This is a genomic window from Franzmannia qiaohouensis, assembly GCF_031451695.1.
In the GTDB taxonomy this organism is placed as follows: domain Bacteria; phylum Pseudomonadota; class Gammaproteobacteria; order Pseudomonadales; family Halomonadaceae; genus Franzmannia; species Franzmannia qiaohouensis.
Window position 1 is genome coordinate 288,555 of sequence record NZ_JARWAM010000002.1, and the last position, 19,282, is coordinate 307,836.

Below are 19,282 nucleotides of genomic sequence, written 5' to 3' on the forward strand. Positions count from 1 at the left end.
CAGGAGTCACCATGCCAGCACCCTATCTGCAAAAGCCCCAGATCCTGTCGCGCCAGGAGGTCGCACGCAGCCGGCTGTTCAACGTCGAGCAGCTGGAGCTCAGATTCTCCAACGGTGAAGAGCGCATCTTCGAGCGGCTGATGGGCAGCGACCACGGCGCGGTGATGATCGTGGCCATGCCCGACCCGGAGCATGTGCTGCTGATTCGTGAATACGCCGCAGGCTTCGAGGACTATGTGCTGACCCTGCCCAAGGGGCTGGTCGACCCCGGCGAGGACATCGTCGGCGCCGCCAACCGCGAGCTGATGGAGGAGTGCGGCTTCGGCGCCAACAGCATTGAGCCGCTGGCCGAGCTGTCGCTGGCGCCCAACTACATGCGCCACCGCATGCAGGTGATGCTGGCCACCGACCTCTACCCCAAGCGCCTGCCCGGCGACGAGCCAGAGCCGCTGATCGTCGAGACCCACGCCATCGACGAGCTGCCGGCGCTGCTGGCACGCGACGACTTCCATGAAGCGCGCGCCATCGCCGCGCTATACATCGCCCGCGACCTGCTGCGCGAGCGACGCGAGGGGCTGGACCTGTGGTAGCCCCTCAGAGGCTGACCCAGCGGCCCTGGCGATGGCTGTCGAGCCCCGCCTCGAGCAGGCGCATGGAGCGCAGCGCATCCTCGACGCCGACCGGCATCTCGCCGCTGCCGCTCAAGGCCGCGACCACGCCGCGGTAGTAGGCCAGGTAGTCGCCGGGCAGCGTCGCATGAGACGCTTCGCGGACTTGCCCCTCGCTGCCTTCGGCGAGGCTGAGAGTGCCGTCACGAGGATCCACGCCCCATGCCGGTGCCGGCGTCTCGCCGGCCTTGAGCCGCGCTTCCTGGGGATCGAGGCCGTACTTGACGTAGCTGCCCTGGGTACCGTGGACGCGAAAGCGCGGCGTCTCGGCGGCGACCAGGGCGCTGGCGGCCAGGCTGACCCGACAGCCCGGGTAGTCGAGCAGGCACAGGAAGTCGTCCTCGACGCTGGCCTCGTCGCGCTGCCTGGCCAGGTTGAGCTGGATAGCCCGGGGCATGCCGAACAGCTCGCAGGCCTGGTCGAGCAGGTGTGGGCCCAGGTCGTACCAGATACCACCGCCGGGGCGCGGCTTCTCGCGCCAGCGGTCGCGCACCGCCGGGCGAAAGCGGTCGAAGCGCGACTCGAGGCTCACCACCCGGCCCAGCTCACCGCTGGCCAGCAGCGCCTTGAGGGTCATGAAATCGCTGTCCCAGCGGCGATTGTGGAATACCGACAGGCGCCGCCCGGCGTCGTCGGCCAGGCTCTTGAGCTGCTTGGCTTCGGCCAGGGTCACCGTGAACGGCTTGTCGAGCACCACGTGCTTGCCCGCCGCCAGGGCCGCCTTGGCCAGCGTGAAGTGGGTCTCGTTGGGGGTCGGAATCACCACCAGATCGACGTCGTCGCGGGCAAACAGCGCCTGGGGCGTGGCCGCCACGGCCACCTCGGGCAGCGCCGCGGCGACCTTGGCGGCATCGCTGGACGACACCGCCGTCAACTGCAGGCCGGGGGTAGCGAGAATCAGCGGCACATGGAAGGTCTGGCTGGCGAAACCGAAGCCGACCACGGCGACGTTGACATCGTGCGGCATGGGCACTCCTTGTCGGTGGCTTATGACGATATGGCGTGATGCATATCAAGAAACGGTCAAAGAAAGGTCATCTCGACCTTGGTATAGGGGTCCATACTCAGGGGGCTGTTTGCAACCCCGTCACCCACCCAAGGAGGCAAACGCATGTGCTGTTCAGAAGAGAGTCTAGCGCTACTGGAGACATGGTATGCGTTGGAATGCCAGCTGCAAGCGCTGGCCGAGCCACCGGTTAGGCTGAACGAAGCGGCGTGATGCGCCACTGCCGACAATTCGAGCCCCGCTTCCAGGCGGGGCTCGCTGTTTCCGCTTAGATAACCCCGGCTCTCCGGGCGATCTTCGTTGCCCCAGAGCGAAGGACGCCGGGGACAGGCCGAAGAGGAGGTTTGCGCCATGGGTGAGGAGCACTGCTCCAAACGGGCTGGCCATGGATGGCCAGCACCGGTCCTGCAAGCGAAGCAGGATGCGAGAGCGAAGCAGGGCGCAAGGTAGCGCCCAGGGACGGGTTTACAGCGCCTCCTCGCAGGCCTGTCGACGGATCAGTTCGAGCGGTGCTGGCTGATCTGCGATAGCCCTGCCGCTAACTCAATCCAACTTGGAAAGATCGCGCACCGCGCCCTTGTCCGCCGAGGTTGCCAGCAGCGCATACGCCTTGAGCGCCGCCGAGACCTTTCGGTCGCGCTGAATGCGCGGCTTCCAGGCGTCCTTGCCGCGGGCCTCCTCGGCCTCGCGGCGGGCCGCCAGCTCAGTATCGCTGAGCTTGACGTTGATCGCCCGCTTGGGGATATCGATATGGATGATATCGCCGCTCTCGATCAGGCCGATGGCGCCACCCGCGGCAGCTTCCGGCGAGACGTGGCCGATCGACAGGCCCGAGCTGCCGCCGGAGAAGCGGCCATCGGTCATCAGCGCACACACCTTGCCGAGCCCCTTGGACTTGAGGTACGAGGTCGGATAGAGCATCTCCTGCATGCCGGGGCCGCCGCGCGGCCCCTCGTAGCGCACCACCACCACCTCGCCGGGCTTCACCAGCCCGCCCAGCACGTGCTCCACCGCCTGGTCCTGGGACTCGACCACGTGGGCCGGGCCCTCGAACACCAGGATCGAGTCGTCGACGCCGGCGGTCTTTACCACGCAGCCGTCCACGGCGATATTGCCGAACAGCACCGCCAGGCCGCCTTCGTGGGAGAAGGCGTGCTCGAGATCGCGGATACAGCCGCTGACGCGGTCGCCGTCGAGGCTCGGCCAGCGCGCGGCCTGGGAGAAGGCGGTCTGGGTCGGCACACCACCGGGGCCGGCCTTGAAGAACTCCACCACCGCGGCGCTGGGGTTGCGCATGATGTCCCACTCGTCCAGCGCCGCCTTGAGCGTGTCGCCATACACGGTGGGCACGCGGGTATCCAGCACCCCGGCGCGATCCAGCTCGCCGAGGATCGCCATGATCCCGCCGGCGCGGTGGCAGTCCTCGATATGGTACTGCTGGGTGTTGGGCGCCAGCTTGCAGAGCTGCGGCACCTCCCGCGACAGGCGGTCGATGTCGGCCATGGTGAAGTCGACCTCGGCCTCCTGGGCGGCGGCCAGCAGGTGCAGGATGGTGTTGGTCGAGCCGCCCATGGCGATGTCCAGGGTCATGGCGTTCTTGAACGCCGCCTTGGAGGCGATGGCACGCGGCAGCAGGTGCGCCTCGTCACCCTCGTAGACGCGCTTGGCGAGTTCGACGATGCGGCTGCCCGCCTCCTCGAACAGCCGGCGACGGTCGGCATGGGTGGCCAGTACGGTGCCGTTGCCGGGCAGCGCCAGGCCCAGCGCCTCCATCAGGCAGTTCATCGAGTTGGCGGTGAACATGCCCGAGCAGCTGCCGCAGGTGGGGCAGGCGCTGCGCTCGATCTCGTCGATCTCCTCGTCGCTGTACTTGTCGTCGGCGGCGTAGATCATGGCGTCGATCAGGTCGATGCCGTGGTCGAGCAGCTTGGTCTTGCCGGCCTCCATGGGGCCGCCGGAGACGAAGATCACCGGAATGTTGAGACGCATCGCGGCGTTGAGCATCCCCGGAGTGATCTTGTCGCAGTTGGAGATGCACACCAGCGCATCGGCGCAGTGGGCGTTGACCATGTACTCGACGCTGTCGGCGATCAGGTCGCGGCTGGGCAGCGAATAGAGCATGCCGTCGTGGCCCATGGCGATGCCGTCGTCCACGGCGATGGTGTTGAACTCCTTGGCCACCCCACCGGCCTTCTCGATCTCGCGAGCCACCAGCTGGCCCATGTCCTTGAGGTGCACGTGGCCGGGTACGAACTGGGTAAAGGAGTTGGCCACGGCGATGATCGGCTTGTGGAAGTCATCATCCTTCATGCCGGTGGCGCGCCACAGGGCGCGGGCGCCGGCCATGTTGCGGCCGGCGGTGGTGGTACGCGAACGATACTCGGGCATGCTGTCCTCTAGCGTCGATGCCGCCTGCGGCCGCCCTCACTGTGCGGGCGACCGGCGGTCTTGATAGGAAGTCGTGCGGCAATTTTGTCATGCGCGCCGAGGGCGCGCCACTGCCGCTTAAACTCCCTAGCAGCCACGGCTATGATCTGAAACATCGGCGAGCGAAGGTCAGACAAGCCCGAGCCAGATCACATGTCGCGCCCCCTTCCCCGGCCTATGCGCCCGCACCTGATGCTCGCTGACGCTGAAGCCGACCCGCTTGAGGCGCTCGCTGAAACCGGCGTCGCGCCCCGCCGACCACACCGCCAGCACACCGTCCTGGCGCAGCGCGCGCTGGGCGCTCTCCAGGCCGCGCGGCGAGTAGACGAGGTCGTTGTCCTTGCGGGTCATGCCCTCGGGGCCGTTGTCGATATCCAGCATGATAGCGTCGAAGCCGCCGGGGGAGTCGCGCATCAGGGCCGCAACATCGCCGACGTGGACCCGGGTGCGCGGATCGTCCAGCGGCCGCCCCGCCGCCTGGCCAAGCGGGCCACGGTTCCAGTCGACCACCTCGGGCACCAGCTCGGCGACCACCACCTCGGCGTCACTGCCCAGCGTGGCCAGTGCCGCGGCGAGGGTAAAGCCCATGCCCAGGCCACCGACCAACACACGTGCGCCCGGTCGGGTGGCGACGTCTGCACAGGCCAGCTCGGCCAGCGCATCCTCGGAGCCGTGCAGGCGGCTGTTCATCAGGTCGCCGGGCTGGCCAACAATGCGAATCGAGAACTCGTCGTTACGCTGCAGCAGCCTGAGTTCCGTGCCCTGGCCGGGAATGGCGGCCCGGCCGATTTCTGCGAATTTTGCCATGTGATCTCGTCATGTCGTGGGGTGGGCACGGGGCCCCGGTCAGCCAAAGACTACCTTGGCCACGTCGCGATAGTGCTTGGCGAAGTGAACGGTCACTCCGGCCTTGAGGTAGTCGGGCAGCTCGTCGAAGTCGCGGCGGTTGGCGTCGGGCAGGATCACCTCGAAGATATCGCTGCGCCGGGCGGCAATGATCTTCTCGCGGATGCCGCCCACCGGCAGCACCTGGCCGGTCAGGGTCAGCTCACCGGTCATCGCCAGCGAGCGAGCGATGGCCTCGTGGCGCGCCAGCGACAGCAGCGCCGTGGTCATGCTGATCCCCGCCGAGGGGCCGTCCTTGGGCGTGGCGCCCTCCGGCACATGCAGGTGGATGAAGGCATCGTTGAAGAAGTCGCCGTCGGCGCCGTACTCGCCGAGGTGGCCCTGCACGTAGCTGTAGGCGATATTGGCCGACTCCTTCATCACGTCGCCGAGCTGGCCGGTGAGCTTGAAGCCGCGGTCCAGGGCGTGCACCTTGCCGGCTTCGATGGGCAGCGTGGCGCCGCCCATGGAGGTCCAGGCCAGCCCGGTGACCACCCCCTCGCCTTCGAGCACCTTCTCCTTGCGGAACAGCGGCGCGCCGAGGAACTCCTCGAGGTTGTTCACCGATACCTTGACCGACTGCTGGCCGTTCTCGAGCAGCTTGACCGCCGCCTTGCGCACGATGCGGTGCAGCTGCTTCTCGAGCTGGCGCACCCCCGCCTCGCGGGCATAGCCCTCGATCACCTGCTTGAGCGCCGCCTCGGTGAGGTTGATGCGCTTCTTGGCGATCTTGTCGCGCTTGAGCAGCTTGGGCCACAGGTGGTGTTTGGCGATGGCCAACTTCTCTTCGGCGATATAGCCGGACAGGCGAATCTGCTCCATGCGGTCGAGCAGCGCCGGCGGGATCGAGTCCAGCGTATTGGCGGTGCACACGAACAGTACCTTGGAGAGGTCCATGCGCACGTCGAGGTAGTGGTCGAGGAAGTCGACGTTCTGCTCCGGATCGAGCACCTCGAGCAGCGCCGAGGCGGGGTCGCCCTGGAACGACTGGCCCATCTTGTCGATCTCGTCGAGCATGATCACCGGGTTCTCGACCTCGACCTCCTTGATCGCCTGCACCAGCTTGCCGGGCATGGCACCGACGTAGGTGCGGCGATGGCCCTTGATCTCGGCCTCGTCGCGCATGCCGCCCACCGAGAAGCGGTAGAACTCGCGGCCCAGCGCCTCGGCGATGGAGCGGCCCACCGAGGTCTTGCCGACCCCGGGCGGGCCGACCAGCAGCAGGATCGAGCCGCCCACGTCGCCCTTGAAGGTGCCCTCGGCGAGGAACTCGACGATGCGCTCCTTGACGTCGGCCAGGCCATCGTGGTCGTGGTCGAGCACCTGCCGGGCGTGGCCCAGGTCGAGCTGGTCCTGGCTGGTGATGCCCCACGGCAGCGAGGTCAGCCAGTCGAGGTAGTTGCGGGTGGTGCCATACTCCGGCGAGCCGGTCTCGAGCACCGAGAGCTTGTCGAGCTCGTCGTCGATACGCGACTGCACCCGCTCTGGCACGTGCAGTTCGACCAGCCGCTTGCGGAAGGTGTCGACGTCGTTCTCGCGGTCGTCCTTGGAGATGCCCAGCTCGCGCTGGATCACCTTGAGCTGCTCGCGCAGGAAGAACTCGCGCTGGCGCTCCTGCATCTGGGCGTTGACCTGCTCACTGATCTCGCTCTGCAGCTGGGCGACCTCGATCTCCTTGTGCAGCAGCGGCAGTACCTTCTGCATGCGCGCCATCACCGGCAGCGTCTCGAGGATCTCCTGCAGCTCGTGCCCCTTGGCCGAGGTGATGGCCGCGGCGAAGTCCGACAGCGGCCCCGGCTCGTGGGGGCTGAAGCGGTTGAGGTAGTGCTTGAGCTCCTCGCCATACAGCGGGTTGATCGGCAGCAGGTCCTTGATGCCGTTGATCAGTGCCATGGCGTAGGCTCGCGCCTCATCCTCCTCGGCGTCGATCGGCTCCTTAGGGTAGCTGACCTCGACCAGGTACGGAGGTGTCTTCGACAGCCAGCGCTGGATCTTGAAGCGGCGCATGCCCTGGGCGATGAACTGAATCTGGTCATCTTCGCCCTGCACCTTGTGCATACGCACCGCGGTGCCGATCTCGGGAAAGTGCTCATGCCCCAGTTCATCGACGCCGGCATCACCGACGAAGGCAAGCCCCACGGAGTGGTGCGGGGTATTGCCGACGCGCTTGATGGTCTCCTCCCAGCGCGGGCGGTGAATCACCAGCGGCTGCACCTGGGCGGGAAAGAACGGCCGGTTGTGGATCGGCAGCAGATAGAGTCGCTCGGGCAGGGTATCGCGGGCCGGCACTACGGCCCCGTGGTGCTGTGGCTCGCCATCGCCAGACTCGTGGTCATCGTGGGAGGCGGCATCGAAGATTACGTCATGCAGATCGTCGCGTTCGCTCATCATGCATCCTGTTGGCAGCAGTGGGCATTTGCCCCGTTGCCAACAGGAATGCGGGCGCGATGGCCAAACTTCAAGCGTGATCGCTGCTTACGCTGCTGCCTCCGGTGCTACCAGAGCGGCGGCAGTGGCTCGCCGTTGAGCGTCAGCTCGCCAGCCTCGATGCGGATATCGAGGTCCTGAGTATCCAGCGGCAGCCCTAGCTGAAGTGCCACGAAACGCGGCAGATCACGCCATACGAAGTGGCCATCGAGCCGTGCCAGCCAGGGATTGTCGGCAGCAGCCACCTCGAGATCGGCCAGCGAAAGCGTATCGATCTGCTCACCGTCGAAGACCAACTCCCCCTCGACGAGCGCCTCGATGCCAAACATTGGACTCTCGACGCGCAGCGGCTCGAGAGTCAGCCGCGGCGAATCGATCAGAGTGGCCAGTATCTGGGGTTCCAGCGCCATGGCCAGCGCCTCGGCCTCGCGGTCGGTGAGCGGGTCCTGGCTATCTCGGGCAGCCAGCGCGATGCGCAGTTCGCGGCTCAGTTCGCGCACTGCCTCGGCGTTGAGGCGCGACACACCCAGCGCCAGCTCGCCGGACAGCGCCGGCTGCTCGGCCATGCTCATCTCACCGAGAGACAAACGGCCAGCCAACGTCAGCTCCTCCTCGCCGAGACGCACCTCACCGCGGTAACCCAGCGCCTGCAGGGCGATCTCGGGGCCGTTGGCCTGGGTCAGGCGCAGGTAAGCAAGCTGCAGCTCATCGCGCTGCAGGAACTCGGCCTCGCCATAGCGGTAGCGGCTGTCTAGCTGCAGCGGGCCGACCTCGAGCCGCTCGCCGTCGACGCTTAGCTGCCAAGGTGCCACGCTGCCGGACAGCGCCAGGTCACCATGCTCACCGCTGAGACGCAGCGCCAGCCCTTCGAAGTCGAACTCGCCCTGCTCGTCCGATACCTGGAAAGGCGCCATGTCGAGACGACCCTCGAAGGTCTGCGACAGGGTCTGGTATTCGCCGTGCCAGCGTGGTGGGCTGGCCGGCAGGCGCTCGCCGAACAGGGTGTCGTCGCCGTCGTCGAGCTGTAGCTGGAGCTCACCCTCGATGCGCGTAGTCAGCAGGCCGTGATGGGCGACATAGGGCAGCGATAGCTGCCAGTCGTCGAGTAGCGCGGTGAGCTGGATCTCGCCTTGCGACACGAACCAGCCGCGCTCGAGCTGGTCGCGCTGCACATGCAGGTCGCCGCGTGCCTCGAGATCCTCCAAGGTGCGTGACAGCTCACGTTCGAAGATAGCACTCGAATAGGCCTGGGCGGCCAGATAGCCAGCTCCCAGCACTACCACGGTGGCAACCAGTAGGCGTCCCTTGCGCATCATCGTCCTCGATATTGGTGTGCACCGAAACGGCGCCGCCGCAAGCCACGCCAGGCATCATCGCCTAGTGCAGCCACAGCCATAGATGGATGGTACTCCAAGCATAGATGCCGGCCAGTACGTCATCGATCATGATACCAAAACCGCCTGCCACGCGGCGGTCGGCCCAGCGAATCGGCCACGGTTTGAAGACGTCGAAGACGCGAAACACGATAAAGCCCCATAGCGCCGCCTCCCAGGAGAACGGCACCGCCGCCATGGTGATCCAGTAGCCGACGAACTCGTCCCAGACGATGCCTGAGTGGTCGTGAACGCCAAGGTCTCGAGAGGTCACCTCGCACAGCCACACACCGATGATGAAGGTGGCGAGGATAATCAGCATGTACCAGGAGAGTGGCAGCTCCGACATTAGCCAGTAGAAGGGAATCGCCGCCAGGGTACCGAAGGTACCTGGTGCCCAGGGCACGGTGCCGCTACCGAGGCCAAAGGCCAGGAAATGGGTGGGGCGTCGCCAGACGCTGGCCGGGGCACGGTTCATGGTTTACCTCCCGGGAAGTGCTGCCAGCCATCGACCGCAGCAACACCGCGCACCCCGGGCGTGGCGCTGCAGCTACCAACCGCCGTCAACGTCAGGCCCAGCGCGGCAAGCCGAGTACGAGCCACATCCCATGCCGACGAAGGCAGGCTGACCAGCAGCTCGTAGTCGTCGCCGCCGGCCAGTGCTGCCTGCCTGGCCCCCTCCTCGCCCAATGCCGCGACCAGGCCATCGGCAAGCGGCAGCGCCGCGGCATCCAGATCGGCACCGACCCCGGAGGCCTCGCACAGGTGGCCAAGATCGGGCAACAGGCCATCGGAAAGATCGATAGCCGCACTGGCCAGGCCACGCAGCGCCTGGCCGGCAGCAAGCCGAGGCTGAGGCAGTAGATAGCTTGCCAGCAGGGGCTGCGCCAGGTCGCGTTCGCCTGCCTGCCAGGCCTTGAGCCCGGCGCACGCCCCGCCGAGGGTGCCGGTTACCGCCAGCACCTCGTCGGGGCATGCCGCATGCCGGGTAAGCGCCGCCCCAACCGGCACCTCACCGTGCACGGTCACGCTGATCGCCAGCTGGCCACGGGTCACGTCACCGCCCACTAGCGCAACACCGCTCTGCTCGCATAGCGCATGAAAGCCGGAGGCAAACTCGCCGAGCCAACCATCGTCTACTGCGGGCAGCGTCAACGCCATCAGACACCAGCGCGGCGCGGCACCCATCGCGGCGAGATCGCTCAGCGCCACTGCCAGAGCACGATGACCGATGGCCGCTGGAGGGGCATCGGCGGGAAAATGCACCTCGGCCACTGAGGTATCGACGCTGACCACCAACTGGCAGCCGGCACGCGGTGTCAGCAGCGCACAATCATCGCCCACGCCAAGCGCCACGCCGTGGGACTCGCCCCACGGCGAGCGCGCGAAATGACGGGCGATGAGCTCGAATTCGCTAAGCATCTGGATGGGTGACTCAGCGACGCGCGCTGACCTCGGCATAGCGCAGGCGAGCGGCGAGCTTGTCGAGAATGCCGTTGACGTATTTGTGGCCGTCGGTGGCGCCGAACGACTTGGCCAGTTCGACGCCTTCGTTGATTACCGCGCGGTAGGGCACCTCCAGGCGCCGCGAGAGTTCATAGGTCCCCAGGCGCAGGATGGCGAGTTCGATTGGGTCGAGATCCTCCAGGCGGCGATCGAGCAGCGGCGAGATGGCAGCATCGAGGTCATCATGAAAGCGCACCACGTTGTGAAGCAGTTCATGGAACAGCGCCAGATCGGCGATCTCCATGACCTTGGCCCAGTTCTCGTGGTCCTCGAGATCGTCGTCGGCGAGCTGGCTACGAAACTCGGCCTCCACGGCGGTAATCGACTTGCCAGTCATCTGCCACTGGTAGAGCCCCTGCACGGCCAGCTCGCGAGCCGCATGGCGGGCCTGCTGCGCCGCAGAGGGAGCACGACGCGACTCCTTCATGCATCACCTCCGAAGTGCTTGAGCAGCGAGACCATCTCCATCGCCGCCATAGCCGCTTCGGCGCCCTTGTTGCCGGCCTTGGTGCCGGCACGCTCGATGGCCTGCTCAATGGAATTGACGGTCAACACACCGTTGGCCACCGGAGTATCGAACTCCAGTTGCAGGTTGCCAAGCGCGGTGTTGCAGCCACCGGCCACGTACTCGAAATGCGGTGTGCCGCCGCGAATCACCGCGCCCAGCGCGATGACCGCATCCGGCTTGACCACCTTGAGCGCGCGCTTGACCGCTAGCGGCAGCTCCCAGGCACCCGGCACATGGACAATATCGATATTCTCAGCGTCCACACCGTGGCGCACCAGGCTGTCGACGGCGCCCTCGACCAAGCTGTCCACCACATGGTGGTTGAAGCGTCCGACCACGATCACATAGCGGCCATCGACGTCGGTGAAATTGCCTTCGACTTGGGAGATCGGTTGCATGCTCTGATTCCTGCTATAAACGGTACTGCTGAAATTGAAACCCGCCGGGCCCTAGGGGTCCAGCCTCTCGACCACTTCCAGATCGAAACCCGACAGCGCTGAGAACTTCCACGGCGAGCTGAGCAGACGCATCTTGCCGACGCCGAGATGGCGCAGGATCTGCGAGCCGGTGCCGATGGTCAGGTAGTTACCGGCGCCGTCGGACTCGCTGCCGCGGGGCTGGCGACGACGCTCGAGAAACACCTCGAGATAGTCGAGGAAATCCTGGCGCGGCCGGCCATCATTGAGCAGCACGAAGACACCAGCCTCGGCGCGGGCGATTTCCGCGATGGCACCGCTGGCGCTCCAACTGGGGGTATCGCCCTTCTGCAGGCACAGCAGGTCGCGCATCACGTCGGCCAGGTGCACGCGCACCGTGGTCGGCACTTCCGGCGACGGCCGCCCCTTGACCAGCGCCAAGTGGTGGACACCCTGGATCCCGTCTCGGAACACGTGCAGATCGAACTCACCGAAACTGGTCTCGACTTGGGTCGACTCGACGTGGTCGATGGTCTGCTCGTTGTGGATGCGGTAGTGGATCAGGTCGGCGATGGTACCGATCTTGAGGCCATGCTCGGCGGCGAAGCGCTCGAGCTCGGGGCGCCGCGCCATGCTGCCATCGTCGTTCATGACTTCGCAGATCACGCCACTCGGGTCGAACCCCGCCATGGCCGCCAGGTCGCAGGCCGCCTCGGTGTGCCCGGCACGACGCAGTACGCCACCCGGTTCGGCCATCAGCGGGAAGATGTGCCCCGGCTGGACGATATCCTCGGCCTTGGCATCACGGGCCACCGCGGCCTGCACGGTACGTGCGCGGTCGGCGGCGGAAATGCCGGTGGAGACACCCTCGGCGGCCTCGATGGAGAGCGTGAACTTAGTGCCGAACCCGGAGCCGTTATCGCTAACCATCAGCGGCAGCTTGAGGCGCTGGCAGCGCTCGCGGGTCATCGGCAGGCAGATCAGGCCGCGCGCGTGGCGAGCCATGAAGTTGATGTGCTCGGCCTCGACTTTCTCGGCGGCCATGATCACATCGCCCTCGTTCTCGCGATCCTCATCGTCCATCAGGATCACCATCTTGCCCTGACGAATGTCGTCGATCAGCTCGGCGATCGAGGCCATGCCAGTCGCCTGGTCGGCGCTGGAATCCTGTGAAGCCTTAGCCATGCAAACTCCAAATCGCTATGCCCATGGGCGCCGCACGGCGGCGGCGGGTGAACGCTCGGACAGCAACGCCCATTTGAATCGGCGCTCAGGGTACCTTGGCGCGGCGTCGGGCGCCAGTAGAGAGCACCCTTGGCGCGGCGTCGGGCGCCAGTAGAGAGCAGCGCCCAAGGCCTCTGAGCGAGGACGCCGGGGGCAGGCCGCAGAGAGGGTTTGCGCCATGGATGGCGCAAGGTAGCGCCCAGGGAGGGGTTCACAGCGCCCTCTCGGAGGCCTGCCGCCGGGTCAGTTCCGAGCGGTGTTGCGTTAGGCCCGGCGCTGCGGGCGCGCGATGATCCGCCAGTCGCGGCCCACCGCGCGGATATCGAGGATATCCAGGGCCCGCTGCTGGGCCATGGTCTCGAGCCCCGGCAGACTGAACAGCGGGCGCGCCTCGCCGCCCAGCAGGGTCGGCGCCATGAATAGCTGAATCTCGTCGACCAGCTCGGCGTCGAGCATCGCCCCGGCCAGGGTCGCGCCGGTCTCCACCAGCACCTCGTTGGCCTGCTCCTCGCTGGCCAGATGCCGCAGCAGCGCCTCCAGATCGACGCGCCCGTGGATATCCGAGGCCAGCACCCGCACCTCGGCCCCCGCCGCCTCGAGACGCGCGCGGCGCTCGGCGTCATGGCTGCAGGTGGCGACCAAGGTGCGGCCCGGCTCGCGCAGGCAGGCCGCCGCCTGGGGCAGCCGCAGCCGCGAGTCGACGATGACCCGCAGCGGCTGGCGCGAGGCGATCGCCTCGGCGTCGTCGAGGTCGAGCTGCGAGGCGCGCACGGTGAGGCGCGAGTTATCGAAGATGATCGACTCGACGCCGCTGATCACCGCGCTGGAGCGCGCACGCAGTCGCTGCACCTCGGTGCGCGCCCGCGGCCCGGTGATCCACTGCGATTCGCCGGAGCGCATCGCCGTGCGCCCGTCGAGGCTGGTGGCCATCTTCAAGCGCACAAAGGGACGCTGCCGGGTCATGCGCAGAATAAAGCCGGGGTTGAGCGCCTGCGCCTGCTCCTCCATTAGCCCGCACGCCACCTCGATACCTGCCTCGCGCATGATCGCCAGGCCGCGCCCGGCGACCTGGGGGTTGGGATCCTGCATCGCCACCACCACGCGCTTGACGCCGGCCTCGACCAACGCCTCGGCGCAGGGGCCGGTGCGGCCGTGGTGGGAGCAGGGCTCCAGGGTGACGTAGGCGGTGGCCCCGCGGGCGGCGTCGCCGGCGGCGCGCAGCGCGTGCACCTCGGCATGCGGCTCACCGGCGCGGGCGTGAAAGCCCTCGCCGACGATGCGCCGCTGCTTGACCAGCACACAGCCAACGCGGGGATTGGGATCGGTGGTATAGAGGCCGCGCCGCGCCAGGGTCAGGGCGCGGGCCATCCAGGTTTCGGCAGTCGCTTTGGGCATGCGTCGTCCGTGTGCAATCAACTATCGTCGTTGGGCGAGAACGAGGGTTCCTGGGCCAGGCGGTCGATCTCGGCGCGAAACTCATCGAGGTCTTGAAAGCGGCGATACACCGATGCAAAGCGAATGTAGGCTACCTGGTCGAGACGCTTGAGCGCCTGCATCACCTCTTCACCGACATCCAGTGCCGCCACCTCGCGCTCGCCGCGGGCGCGCAGCCGCTGACGAATACGCTCCACCGCGGCCTCGATCGACTCGGCGCTGACCGGACGCTTCTCCAGCGCGCGCAGCATGCCGGCACGCAGCTTGCGCTCGTCGAAGGTCTCACGGGAGCCGTCGGCCTTGACCACCCGCGGCATTACCAACTCGGCGGTTTCGTAAGTCGTGAAACGCTCGCCGCACGCGGCGCACTGGCGGCGACGGCGCACCTGGTCGCCTTCGGCGACCAGCCGCGAGTCGGTCACCTTGGTGTCGTGCGTACCGCAGAAGGGACAATGCATGGGGTCAGTTCCGGCGTCGGTGTTGTTTTCAAACAGTTGCCGTAGTGTAAGCGCTTGGCACGCCTTCTGCATTAAGCTGAAGAGAGAAGCCTATCAAGGAGAGATGCCATGAGCTCGCCGACGCCCCCCACTGCGCTCGCCCCCCTCGATGCCGCGGCCTTCACGGCGCTGGCCAGCGCCCGGCTCGGCGAGGTCTACGGACCGCGCGCCGGCGAGGTGCTGCGCCGGCTGACCACCCTGCTGGCGCACCATCGTGAGGCATTGCGCGAGCGCCCCGGCGCCGGACGCCCACTGTGGAGCGAGCGCGACCAGTGGCTGATCAGCTACGGCGACACCCTGATCGACGGCGACCGCCCACCGCTGGAAGTGCTCGACGACTTTCTCGAACAGCGTCTCGGCGATACCTTCAGCGGCGTGCACGTGCTGCCGTTCTTTCCGTGGAGCAGCGACGACGGCTTTTCGGTGATCCACTATCGCGAGGTCAACCCGACGCTGGGCGACTGGTCGCACATTCAACGCCTGGCCGGTCACCGCGACCTGATGGTCGATCTGGTAATCAACCACGTCTCCCGCGAATCGCTGTGGTTCGTCGACTACCTGGCCGGCAGCCAGCCGGGACGCGACTATTTTATCGAGATGGACCCGGACACCGATCTCTCCCAGGTGGTGCGCCCGCGCAATTCGCCATTGCTGGTACCGGTGGCCACGCGCCGCGGTACCCGCCACCTGTGGGCGACCTTCTCCGAGGATCAGATCGATCTCAACTTCGCCAATCCCGATGTGCTGCTGGAGTTCATCGGCATCCTGCTGTTCTACGTCGAACAAGGCGCGCGGATCATCCGCCTCGACGCCATCGCCTTCCTGTGGAAGGAGGTCGGCACGCCGTGCATCCACCTGCCGCAGACCCACGCCATCGTGCGCCTGCTGCGCGGCATTCTCGACCATGTGGCCCCCGGCACCCTGCTGGTCACCGAAACCAACGTGCCGCACCGCGAGAACCTTAGCTACTTTGGGCTCGAGCGCCTCGAGGAGGGTGGGCTGGAACGCGGCGAGACGCCAGACGAAGCGCACCTGGTCTATCAGTTCACCCTGCCGCCGCTGCTGGTCCACACCCTGACCAGCGGCGACGCCAGCACCCTGGCCAGCTGGCTGCGTGGACTGCCCTCGCTGCCCGCCGGCTGCAGCTATCTCAACTTCACCGCTAGCCACGACGGCATCGGCGTACGCGCCCTGGAAGGCCTGCTGCCCGGGCATGAGGTGGAGGCGCTGCTGGAGCTGATGCACCGCTTCGGCGGTTTCGTCAGCATGAAGGCCAACGCCGACGGCGAGGACTCGCCCTACGAAATCAACATCACCTACTTCGAGGCACTCAAGGGCACCCGCCGCGGCCCTGATCCCTGGCAAATCGAGCGCTTCCTGTGCAGTCAGCACCTGATGCTGGCACTGCAGGGCATTCCCGCGCTCTACCTGCACTCCCTGACGGCCACCCTCAACGACCACGAAGGCATCGAGCGCAGCGGCAGGCTGCGCTCGATCAATCGCCGCCAGTGGGAGATGGAAGTGCTCGACGAGCTGCTCGACAGTCGCAATACGCCGACCCGCGAGGTGTTCCTGGCGCTCAAGCGGCGCCTCGACATTCGCCGCGGCGAGCCCTGCTTTCACCCCGACGCCGACCAGCAGGTGCTCGACACCCCCGCCAACCTGCTGGCCATCCAGCGCGGGCCGCTGGCCGACGGCCGACGCCTGCTGGCAATCTACAACGTCACCGACAAGCGCCAGCCGCTGGCGCTGCCGGCGCTTGCCGAGCATGACTGGCACGACCTGCTCGAGGACTGCGCCTGCGCCACGCCACCCAGCGAGCTTGGGCCCTATCGCAGCTTGTGGCTGGTCAGTCGCTGAGCCCCAGCCGGGCGGCGTTGGCGGTGACCGACAGCGAGCTTGCCGCCATCGCCAGCACCGCCACCAGCGGCGGGATCGCCATCCATACCACCAGCCCCAGCGCCACCAGGTTGTAGCCCGCCGAAAGCGCCAGGTTCTGGCGCATGATGCGCCGGGCCCGGCGAGCGATCTGCCAGGCGTCCACCACCCCGGCCACGCCCGGCTCAAGCAGCTGCACCGCAGCCCCATCGCGGGCCGGCTGGCTGGCGCCCAGCGGCGCGATGCCGACGTCCGCCGTGGCCAGGGCCAGTACGTCATTGACGCCGTCGCCGACGAACAGCGACGGCCGCGGCAGGCGCGCCACCAGCCGCGCCTTGGCCTCCGGCGACTGACCGGCGAAGCACTCACGTCCGGCGAATCCGGCCGCCTCGCCGACCGCCGCCACCTCGGCGGCGCGGTCGCCGCTGACCAGCGCCAGCGTCATGCCGGCACGCCGCAGCTCGGCCAGCGGCGCCAGCGCGCCGGGGTCAGGGCAGTCCTGCAGGGTCAGCTCGCCGAGCCATTCGCCGTCGCGGGCCACCGCCACCCGACTGCCGGCGCGCGACTCGTCGTCGCTATCGGCTGGGCGCGCGATGCCCAGCTCGGCGGCCAGCCACGCCGGGGCGCCGACCATGAGCTCGGCGCCCTCGGCCAGCCGTACATGCCGCCCGCCGCCGGCCACCTCGTCGCTCTCGCTGGGTGCCTCGCCCATCGCCAGGCCGCGCCGGTCGGCGGCGCGGCGCAGCGCCATCCCCAGCGGATGCTCGCTGCCCCACTCGGCCTGGGCGGCCAGCACCAGCAGCGTGTCCTCGGAGACCCCCGGCGCCGGACGGCACTCACTGAGTTCGGCCTCGCCGCGGGTCAGGGTGCCGGTCTTGTCGAAGGCAGCACTGCGCACCTGGCCCAGCGACTCGAAGGCGGCCAGGTCGCGGAACACCACCCCACGGCCCAGCGCCTGGCTGCCGGCGGCTAGATTGGCCAGCGGAATCGCCAGCCCCACCGCGCAGGGGCAGGCCACCACCAGCACCGAGAGCGCCCGCACCACGGCCTCTTCTACTGCCACGCCGCCCAGCAGCAGCGCCATCAGCGTCGCCAGTGCCAGCACCACCGCCAGCGGGCTCAGCCAGGCGGCGAAGCGGTCGGCCAGGCGCTGCAGCTCGCCCTTGCGCGCATGCAGCTCGAGCATCTGGCGATGCAGCCGGTCCAGGTAGCCCTCGCCGGCGCGGGCGGTGACCACCAGGGTGATCGCCTCGCCCAGATTGCGGCTGCCGGCCTGCAGCGCCGCGCCGCGCTGGCGGCTGACCGGGCGCGCCTCGCCGTTGAGCGGCGACAGGTCGAGCCAGGCACGCGCGCTCTCCAGTGCACCGTCCAGCGGCACCAGCGCGCCGGCCGCGACGCGCAGCCGCGCGCCGGGGACGACGTCGGCCAGCGCGCTCAGCCGCGGCCTGCCGGCGTCGAGCACCTCGACCTCATCCACCTGCGGATAGAGCCGCGACAGCGCCCGCAGGCCGCGATAGCGGCACAGCGTCTCCACCAGCCGCCCCACCAGCAGCAGCAGGATCAGCATCACCGCGGTATCGAAATAGACCTCCGCCGAGCCGCGCCACAGCAGCCACAGCGAGACCAGCACGGCGCCCAGCACCCCCAGGCTGATCAGCGCATCCATGCCCGGGCGGCCGGCGCGCAGGGTGCGCCAGCCGGCGCGATAGAAGGGCCAGCCGGCGTAGCCCACCACCGGCACAGCGAAGGCCCCCGAGACCAGCGCCAGCACGAACTCCAGGCGCGGCCCGGGCAGTGCCCCGGCGTAGATCAGCAGCGAGGCGAGCATGGTCCACATGCCGAAGCTGGCGCCCACCGCCAGGCGCAGGGTCAGGCGCCGGCTCTCGGCCTCGAGGCGGCTCTCGGCGTCCTGGGCCGCCTCGAGGGGCACCAGCCGATAGCCCAGGCGGCGCACCCGCGGCGCCAGCACCTCGAGGGCAATCGCCTCGGGGTCGCCGCTGAGGTGTACCGTGGCGGTGGCGTAGTTGACGCTGGCGCGCTGCACGCCGGCACGGCGCGCCAGCACGCTCTCCACCGCCTGGGCACAGCTGGTGCACCACATCCCGTGCAGCGAGTAGAGCGCGGTGGTGGCACTGGGTGTCGAATGGATGGAATCGGGCATGACCGTCCTTGGCAGCGGGTCGGAGACGATGCGTCAGCTTACCGCGCCTGAGGCGCTGGGCAGAATGTCCCGGGCGTGGCAGTCTGAGCGCACTGCCCCACGAGGATATCCCATGTCCCTGCACCGTTACCGCCTGCCTGCCGCCCTGCTTGTCGCCGGCCTGCTGCCCAGCGCCGCGCTGGCCAACGACTGGCCGGCGCCCATCGCCGCTCTGCAAGCGCAGGGCATGACCATCCATGGCGAGTTCGAGGCGCTGGGCGGCATGACCGGCTACGCCGGGAGCTATCAGGGCCACGAGCTGGCCGCCTACCTGCTGCCCGACGGCGAGCATGTGATCGTCGGCACCCTGCAGGACGCCGACGGCAACGACCTGAGCCGGCCGATGCTCGACGAGGTGATTCGCGGCGAGGAGGACAGCGAAAGCCTGGCGATGCTCGAACAGAGCGCCTGGATCGCCGAGGGCAACGGAGAGCGCATCGTCTATGTGTTCACCGACCCCTACTGCCCCTACTGCCAGCGGCTGTTCCACGAGGCGCGCCCCTGGGTCGAGGCCGGCGAGGTGCAGCTGCGCCACGTGATGGTCGGGCTGATGGATCGCGACAGCCCGCGCACGGCCATTTCCATGCTGGCCGCCGACGACCCAAGCGCGGCGCTGCTCGCTCATCTCCGCGGCGAAGAGACTCCGCGCCTGGAGAGCCTGCCCCGCGACCTGGAGGAGGCGCTGTTCGACAATCACCAGCTGATGGAGAGCTTCGGCCTGATGGCCACCCCGAGCATGGTCTACCAGGGCGAACGCGGCCTGCAGATGGCCCACGGCCTGCCGGAAGAGGACGAACTGGCGGCGATTTTTGGCGCGCCGCGTCCCTGACGAC

Annotated in this window: 16 protein-coding genes; 3 read left to right on the top strand and 13 right to left on the bottom strand. The window is 67.9% G+C overall.

What is annotated here, in order from left to right; genetic code table 11:
• Positions 1-11: 11 nt before the first annotated feature.
• Positions 12-590 (top strand): ADP compounds hydrolase NudE, encoded by a 579-nt coding sequence (nudE, locus tag QC821_RS03505; RefSeq protein WP_309717048.1) that lies wholly within the window; start codon positions 12-14, stop codon positions 588-590.
• Between the two features lie 4 nt (positions 591-594).
• Here nudE and QC821_RS03510 read toward each other — a convergent pair whose 3' ends face one another.
• The 12 genes from QC821_RS03510 to nrdR all read right to left on the bottom strand — a co-directional run bounded on the left by QC821_RS03510 (position 595) and on the right by nrdR (position 14,332).
• On the bottom strand, positions 595-1,635 hold the full coding sequence (locus tag QC821_RS03510) for an oxidoreductase (RefSeq protein WP_309717050.1): 1,041 nt from the start codon (positions 1,633-1,635) through the stop codon (positions 595-597).
• 582 nt (positions 1,636-2,217) lie between these two features.
• A complete protein-coding gene (ilvD, locus tag QC821_RS03515; RefSeq protein ID WP_309717053.1) occupies positions 2,218-4,062 on the bottom strand; it encodes a dihydroxy-acid dehydratase in 1,845 nt (614 codons plus the stop codon).
• 168 nt (positions 4,063-4,230) lie between these two features.
• Positions 4,231-4,908 (bottom strand): spermidine synthase, encoded by a 678-nt coding sequence (locus tag QC821_RS03520; protein WP_309717056.1) that lies wholly within the window; start codon positions 4,906-4,908, stop codon positions 4,231-4,233.
• Between the two features lie 39 nt (positions 4,909-4,947).
• Entirely contained in the window at positions 4,948-7,374 is a 2,427-nt protein-coding gene (gene lon / locus QC821_RS03525; protein WP_309717059.1) for an endopeptidase La, read from the bottom strand.
• Between the two features lie 107 nt (positions 7,375-7,481).
• The gene (locus QC821_RS03530; protein WP_309717060.1) at positions 7,482-8,726 is read right to left on the bottom strand and encodes a DUF945 family protein; all 1,245 of its coding nucleotides are present in this window, start codon (positions 8,724-8,726) and stop codon (positions 7,482-7,484) included.
• 64 nt (positions 8,727-8,790) lie between these two features.
• A complete protein-coding gene (locus tag QC821_RS03535; protein ID WP_089657056.1) occupies positions 8,791-9,264 on the bottom strand; it encodes a phosphatidylglycerophosphatase A family protein in 474 nt (157 codons plus the stop codon).
• Positions 9,261-10,208: a thiamine-phosphate kinase gene (gene thiL / locus QC821_RS03540; RefSeq protein ID WP_309717065.1), complete on the bottom strand. Its 948-nt coding sequence runs from the start codon at positions 10,206-10,208 to the stop codon at positions 9,261-9,263. Before thiL ends, QC821_RS03535 begins: the two co-directional genes overlap by 4 nt.
• Positions 10,209-10,221: 13 nt before the next feature.
• On the bottom strand, positions 10,222-10,719 hold the full coding sequence (nusB, locus tag QC821_RS03545; protein ID WP_309717068.1) for a transcription antitermination factor NusB: 498 nt from the start codon (positions 10,717-10,719) through the stop codon (positions 10,222-10,224).
• Complete coding sequence (gene ribH / locus QC821_RS03550) at positions 10,716-11,198, bottom strand: 6,7-dimethyl-8-ribityllumazine synthase (protein ID WP_309717071.1); 483 nt, start codon at positions 11,196-11,198, stop codon at positions 10,716-10,718. Before ribH ends, nusB begins: the two co-directional genes overlap by 4 nt.
• Positions 11,199-11,249: 51 nt before the next feature.
• Positions 11,250-12,401 carry a bifunctional 3,4-dihydroxy-2-butanone-4-phosphate synthase/GTP cyclohydrolase II gene (gene ribBA / locus QC821_RS03555; RefSeq protein WP_309717074.1) on the bottom strand — a complete coding sequence of 384 codons (1,152 nt, stop codon included), beginning with the start codon at positions 12,399-12,401 and terminating at the stop codon, positions 11,250-11,252.
• 303 nt (positions 12,402-12,704) lie between these two features.
• Positions 12,705-13,835, bottom strand: coding sequence for a bifunctional diaminohydroxyphosphoribosylaminopyrimidine deaminase/5-amino-6-(5-phosphoribosylamino)uracil reductase RibD (gene ribD, locus QC821_RS03560; protein ID WP_309717076.1), 1,131 nt, complete (start codon positions 13,833-13,835; stop codon positions 12,705-12,707).
• 17 nt (positions 13,836-13,852) lie between these two features.
• On the bottom strand, positions 13,853-14,332 hold the full coding sequence (gene nrdR / locus QC821_RS03565; protein WP_309717079.1) for a transcriptional regulator NrdR: 480 nt from the start codon (positions 14,330-14,332) through the stop codon (positions 13,853-13,855).
• Between the two features lie 108 nt (positions 14,333-14,440).
• Here nrdR and QC821_RS03570 point away from each other — a divergent pair, with 108 nt between their 5' ends.
• Positions 14,441-16,231: a sugar phosphorylase gene (locus tag QC821_RS03570; protein ID WP_309717082.1), complete on the top strand. Its 1,791-nt coding sequence runs from the start codon at positions 14,441-14,443 to the stop codon at positions 16,229-16,231.
• Here the strand turns inward: QC821_RS03570 and QC821_RS03575 are convergent.
• Positions 16,221-18,410: a heavy metal translocating P-type ATPase gene (locus QC821_RS03575; RefSeq protein WP_309717085.1), complete on the bottom strand. Its 2,190-nt coding sequence runs from the start codon at positions 18,408-18,410 to the stop codon at positions 16,221-16,223. The two genes, QC821_RS03570 and QC821_RS03575, sit on opposite strands and share 11 nt — an antisense overlap.
• Positions 18,411-18,522: 112 nt before the next feature.
• Here QC821_RS03575 and dsbG point away from each other — a divergent pair, with 112 nt between their 5' ends.
• On the top strand, positions 18,523-19,278 hold the full coding sequence (dsbG, locus tag QC821_RS03580; RefSeq protein ID WP_309717087.1) for a thiol:disulfide interchange protein DsbG: 756 nt from the start codon (positions 18,523-18,525) through the stop codon (positions 19,276-19,278).
• Positions 19,279-19,282: the final 4 nt, after the last annotated feature.